We start from the raw sequence: 5,611 nt of genomic DNA, 5'->3' as shown, positions 1-5,611 counted from the left end.
CGCCGCCCGCCGATCCAGTGCCGGGTGTCGACGGCGACCCCGGCGACGGTGGTGGTGTGTTCGGACATGTCCGGATCTCCTGGTGGTGGGGTGTGGTCACTCTGCGCCGGAGGTTCCCGACTCCAGCAGGCGTCCGCCGTCCCAGACGACCCCCACCTGCCGGTAGTAGGCGGCGATGGGTTCGCGGATCTCCAGACGGGCCAGTTCCTCGGTGGGCGCGTCGAACAGTTCCAGCTCGGCCTCGCCCCGCCACGCCTGTCCCGCCTCGAAGGAGGCGGCGCCGGACTCGATCAGCTCGTCCACGGCCATCCCCCGGCCCCTCTCGACGGAGGGCAGCCAGCGGTGGTGGGCCATGGGGTGGCCGTTGACGAACCCGTTGGTCTGGGAGGGCTCGCGCAGGGTCACCACGGCCTGGGCGAGTCGGCGGTCGGCGGCGGCCAGGGTGGCGCCGAACCGGGCGCCCGCCCCGATGCGGGGCGCGGGGCCGAAGGGGTGGGGGCGGGTCTGGTGGATGGAGCCGAGCTTCTTCGGGTAACCCTGGTGCAGGCCCCGGGCGACGGCGAAGTCCTTGTCGACCCAGATGTAGACGCAGCGCGAGTAGGTGCGGCCCCGGTAGGAGCAGCGCACGACCGCGAACGCCTCCTTGTACTGGGCGCGCACCGGGTCGAGCAGCTCGGCGCCGCCGGTGGAGCAGGACTGCCAGTCGGCCCAGATGAGGGCGACCGCACCGGGGTCCTCCCCGGCGGGTTCCAGCGGCTCGGGCAGGAGCTCGCGCACGCGGTCGGGGTCGGTGCGGTACTCGACGGTGAGCAGGTCGCCGGAGTACCGCCAGGGCGGTGACGGGATGAGGGAGGAGTTCCCGGTCGCCGTCTTGGGCGGGAAGAATCCGCGGAGGGTCATGTCGGTCTCCGTAGGTGGTCAGGCGGTGGGCAGAGGCTGCCGGACGAGCTGGGCGCGGTGGCGGGCGGCGGCGCCCGCTGTGGCCGGGCCGCCGAGCGCGACGACGCCGACGAGCGTCCCGCCGTCGTGGTAGCCCACGACGGTGTCGCCGGTGAGGTCCCCCTCCAGGACGCGGATGTCCGCCATGCCCAGAGCGGGTGCGCCGAAGGACTGGAGCCGGAAGTCGTGCTGGTCGCTCCAGAAGGTGGGCAGCGGCGCGAAGGGGGTGGGGTCGGGCGCACCGCCCGCGAGGTGGGCGGCCAGGGCCCGGGCGGCGTGGCGGGCGGTGTCGGTGGGGATCGACCAGTGTTCGACCCGGCGGGGCACGCCGTCGTAGCGGGCGTTGGGGAAACGGGCGACGTCGCCGACCGCGACGACGTGTGGCAGTCCGCCGGCGCGCAGGTGCCGGTCGGTCAGCACGCCGTCGGCCAGGTCCAGGCCGTTGCCGTCGAGCCAGTCGGTGTTGGGGACCGAGCCGACGGCCTCCACGACCACGTCCGCGGACAGGGTCGTGCCGTCGCCGAGGACGACGCCGGTGACGCGGTCGGCGCCCGCGAACCCCGTGACGCCGTGGCCGAGGGCGAAGCGGACGCCGCGCTCGGCGTGCCGCCGCAGGAGCTCCCGGGCGAGCGGTTCGCCGAGCGGACGCAGCATCGGCAGGGGTTCGGGGTCGACGACCGTCACCCGTGCGGCGCCCAGACCGACCGCGGTGGCGGCCACCTCGCAGCCGATGAACCCGGCGCCGACCACCGCGACGCGCGATCCCGGGCCGAGCGCGTCGACGAGCGCGCGGGCGTCGTCGACGGTGCGGACGGTGTGGCGGCCGACCGTGGGGCCGGGACAGTGCAGTCGCCGGGCGCGCACGCCGGTGGCGGCGACCAGGCCGTCGAAGGCGACCTCCTCCCCGTCGTCCAGGACCAGGCGGCGCCGGTTCAGGTCGGCGGAGGCCACGGCGGCGCCCAGCCGCCACTCGACGTCGGCGGTGCTCGCCTTGGGGGTGAGGGCCAGGGAGTCGAACGAAGCCTTCCCGGCCAGGATCTCCTTGGACAGCGGAGGGCGGTTGTAGGGCATGTGGGGCTCGGCGCCGACCACCGTGATCGCCTCGGTCCACCCGGCGGCTCGCAGCTGTTCGGCGGAGCGCAGACCGCCCATGGACGCCCCGGCCACGACGACGCGGCGGGTGCGGGTACCGGACACGGCCTCAGCCCTCGATCCGGATGGCCTGGAGCGGGCAGACGTCGGCGGCGTCCTCGGCGTCGGCGCGCAGCGACTCGTCGGGGTCGCTGACGTAGGTCAGATGCGCCTCGGCGTCGAGCTGGAAGATGTCGGGTGCGGCGAAGACGCACTGGCCGTGGTCCTTGCACTTGTTCATGTCGACGACGACCTGCATAGCCGGTCCTCCTGGGTCGTGAGGGCGTCGGAACGGAAAGCCCGAAGGCGGGTCGGCCAGGGGCCGCCCCTCGGGACGACCCCCTGGCCTGCGGAAACGCGGAGACCCGCACTCCCGCAACTCGTTTGGTCCCAAACAACATACGCACACGCCAGAGGGCTGGTCAATGGCTATCCATCCGGATAATTTTTTTCGTGTGACCTCTTGCACAGCATCCGGGCAGTGCATAACGTTTGATCCCAAATGAAAGCCGGGCACCGCGCCGACCCGCATCGACACCGCGCCCGGCCCCGTCTCACCCCATCCACCACGAGGAGACTCCGGTGAGCGCTCACGACCCCGCGACCCTCCGCCAGAGCATCGACCGCCTCACCGCGTCCGGCACCGACGTCGTCCGCGTGGCCTACCCCGACCTCATCGGCACCGACCGGGCCCGCGACGTCCTCGTCGGACAACTGCCCACCGCCGTCGAGCACGGACTCGCCTTCTGCCGCGCCGTGTACCACACCAGCCCCCGGGGGGACGTCGTCCCGGTCCCGGGCGGTCTGGACGCGGGCCTGCCCGACATCACCGTCCGCCCCGACCTGGACACGCTGCTCCCCCTGCCCTGGGAGCCCGGCGTCGCCTGGTGCCTGGGCGAGGTCACCGACCCGGCCACCGGCAGGCCCGCCCCCGAATCCCCCCGCGACCTCCTGCGCTCGGTCCTGGACCGGTGCGCCGAGCACGGACTGCACCCGATCGTCGGCCCCGAGCTGGAGTACTTCCTGTGCTCCCCCGGCGCCGACGGCGCCTGGCGCCGCTACACCGAGGCGACCGGCCACATCTACACCGCCGGACGGCGCGCCGACCCCGACAACCACCTGCTGCGCACCCTGCGCGCGCTGCACGGCCTGGGCATCGGCGTCACCAACGGCAACCACGAGTTCGACGGCGCCCAGTTCGAGATCAACCTCGACCACTCCGACGCCCTCGACGCCGCCGACCGGGCGTTCCGGTTCAAGGCGGCGGTCAAGGAGCTCGCCCGCGCCGAGAACCGGCTCGCGACCTTCATGGCCAAGCCGTTCAACGACGCCGGCGGGTCCGGCTTCCACCTGCACATGTCCTGCGACGACGACCGGGAACACAACGCCTTCGACGACCCCGGGGGCGCCTTCGGGCTGTCCGGCACCGCACGCCACGCCATCGCGGGCATCCTGGCCCACGCCCCCGCGCTCGCCGCCCTTGCCAACCCCACGGTCAACTCCTACAAACGGTTCGGCCCCGACACCCTCGCGCCGTGGCTGATCGACTGGGGTCTGGACAACCGCAGCGCCATGGTGCGCGTCCCGCCCGAGCGCGGCCCGGCCGCCCGGTTCGAGCTGCGCCTGGGCGACGCCAGCGCCAACCCGTACCTGCTGGTCGCCGGCACCGCCGCCGCCGCTCTTCTCGGCGTGGTCGCCGGAGAGGAGCCGCCCGCACCGCTGGAGGGCTACGGCTACGACGCCGCCCGCGCCGCGGTCCTGCCCACGAACCTGTCCGCCGCGCTCGACGCGCTGGAGGCGGACACCGACCTCACCGAGGTCCTCGGCAAGGAGTTCACCGCCCCCTTCCTCTCCTACAAGCGCGACGAGGTCGAACGCTTCCACCGGCACGTGACCGACTGGGAGTTCACCGAGTACGCCCACCACCTGTGACGACCAAGGAGACGGTCTTGACCACCCGCACCACCGCCGCCCCCGAACCGATGCCGCTCGACGAGGTCGACCTGGCCGACCCCGGGAGGTTCGCCGACGGGATCACCCCTTGGCGCATGTTCCACACCCTGCGCCACGAGGACCCCGTCCACTGGCAGCCCGAACCTGAACCCAACGCGGGTTTCTGGGCGGTCACCCGCCACGCCGACATCGCGCGCGTGGACCGCGACCCCGAGACCTTCACCTCGACGAGGTTCGTCAACCTGGAGGAGGTCGACGACGACCAGGTCAGGAGGCGCGCCTCCATCCTGGAGCTGGACGGGGTGCGCCACCGCGCCCTGCGCAGCGTCATCCAGCGGCAGTTCGGCGCGAGCGTCATCAACAGCTACACCGACTTCCTGCGCGGTCTGACCGCCCGCACGCTCGACACCGCCCTGGCCAAGGGCCGCTTCGACTTCGTCGAGGAGGTCTCGGCGGACTTCCCGATCAACGTGCTCGCCCGCCTGCTGGACGTGCCCGAGGAGGACAACCTCCAACTCATCGAGTGGGGCAACCGCATCATCGGCAACACCGACCCCGACTACGCCGACGTCCTGCTCGGCAGCCAGGAGAGCGAGCAGTACCGCGACCTGCCCTTCCGCTCCCCCGCCTCGCTGGAGGTGTTCGAGTACGGGCGGGAGCTGGCCCGGCGGCGGCGCGGGGGCGACGGCGCCGACCTGGTCTCCAAGCTGGTCAACACGACCCCCCGTGACGGTGTGCCGCTCTCGCCGCGGGACTTCGACAACTACTTCCTGCTGCTGGTGGTGGCCGGGAACGAGACCACCCGGCACACCATCTCCCACGCGATGCACGCCCTGATCCAGCACCCCGACCAGCTCGACCTGCTGCGCCGCGACCCGTCCCTGATCCCGAACGCGGTGGAGGAGTTCCTGCGCTGGGCCTCACCCGTCTACCACTTCCGCCGTACCGCCACCCGCGACACCGAACTCGGCGGGAGGCGCATCCGCGAGGGGGACAAGGTGGTCATGTGGTTCGCCTCGGGCAACCGCGACGAGGAGGCGTTCGGCGACCCGTACGACTTCGACGTCACCCGCGAGGACAACGACCACGTCACCTTCGGCAAGGGCGGCCCGCACCTGTGCCTGGGCAACCTGCTGGCCCGCACCGAGATCCGCATCATGTTCGAGGAGCTCATCCCCCGCATCGGCGACATCCGCCTGACCGGCGACGTCCCGCGGGTACGCTCCAACTTCGTCAACGGCATCAAGCGTCTGCCCGTGGAGGTCACCCCGGCCTGACCCGCGCACGGGACGAGGCGCGCCCGGGGCCCCGCCGTCAGGACGGCAGGGCCCCGGGGTTGCGCTCACGGGCGGGGGCCAGGTCGGCCTCGATCCGACCGGCCGCCGCCCGCAGTTCCGGCAGGACCTCCTCGCGCAGGGAGTCCGCGCCCCGCTGGGCGGCGTGCGCGGCGACGTTCACGGCGGCCGCGACGTGCCCGGCCCGGTCACGGACGGGTACCGCGATCGAGCACAGGCCCTCCTCCAGCTCCTGGTCGACCAGGGCGTATCCCGAGCCGCGGGCCTCGGCCACGGCGGCCGCGAGCTCCCCG

6 protein-coding genes are annotated in these 5,611 nt (G+C 72.9%); 2 read left to right on the top strand and 4 right to left on the bottom strand.

Going from position 1 to position 5,611, the window contains the following annotated elements; all coding sequences use genetic code 11:
* Positions 1-96: 96 nt before the first annotated feature.
* Genes D471_RS0117500 through D471_RS0117490 form a run of 3 tightly spaced genes read right to left on the bottom strand, consistent with a single transcriptional unit; the run spans position 97 to position 2,329 of the window.
* Positions 97-900 carry an acetoacetate decarboxylase family protein gene (locus tag D471_RS0117500; RefSeq protein ID WP_017599821.1) on the bottom strand — a complete coding sequence of 268 codons (804 nt, stop codon included), beginning with the start codon at positions 898-900 and terminating at the stop codon, positions 97-99.
* An 18-nt stretch (positions 901-918) separates the two neighbouring features.
* Entirely contained in the window at positions 919-2,136 is a 1,218-nt protein-coding gene (locus D471_RS0117495) for an NAD(P)/FAD-dependent oxidoreductase (protein WP_017599820.1), read from the bottom strand.
* Positions 2,137-2,140: 4 nt separating this feature from the next.
* Positions 2,141-2,329 (bottom strand): ferredoxin, encoded by a 189-nt coding sequence (locus D471_RS0117490; protein ID WP_017599819.1) that lies wholly within the window; start codon positions 2,327-2,329, stop codon positions 2,141-2,143.
* Positions 2,330-2,652: 323 nt separating this feature from the next.
* Between D471_RS0117490 and D471_RS0117485 the strand changes: the two genes are divergently transcribed.
* Complete coding sequence (locus tag D471_RS0117485) at positions 2,653-4,002, top strand: glutamine synthetase family protein (RefSeq protein ID WP_026127819.1); 1,350 nt, start codon at positions 2,653-2,655, stop codon at positions 4,000-4,002.
* Between the two features lie 17 nt (positions 4,003-4,019).
* Positions 4,020-5,300: a cytochrome P450 gene (locus tag D471_RS0117480; RefSeq protein ID WP_026127818.1), complete on the top strand. Its 1,281-nt coding sequence runs from the start codon at positions 4,020-4,022 to the stop codon at positions 5,298-5,300.
* Positions 5,301-5,337: 37 nt separating this feature from the next.
* On the opposite strand, the gene D471_RS37700 is transcribed toward D471_RS0117480, so the two are convergent.
* Positions 5,338-5,611: IclR family transcriptional regulator domain-containing protein (locus D471_RS37700; RefSeq protein ID WP_275041344.1), on the bottom strand; the 274-nt coding region annotated here is incomplete at its 5' end.

Origin of the sequence: Nocardiopsis lucentensis DSM 44048 (assembly GCF_000341125.1) — a bacterium.
GTDB classification, from domain to species: Bacteria; Actinomycetota; Actinomycetes; order Streptosporangiales; family Streptosporangiaceae; genus Nocardiopsis; species Nocardiopsis lucentensis.
Note: the sequence above shows the minus strand (reverse complement) of the source record. Positions and strands in the feature narration are given on the sequence as shown.

Bases quoted from the DNA above. Each gene is read 5' to 3' on its own strand.
- D471_RS0117500 (WP_017599821.1), bottom strand. From the start codon at position 900: ATGACCCTCCGCGGATTCTTCCCGCCCAAGACGGCGACCGGGAACTCC.
- D471_RS0117490 (WP_017599819.1), bottom strand. From the start codon at position 2,329: ATGCAGGTCGTCGTCGACATGAACAAGTGCAAGGACCACGGCCAGTGC.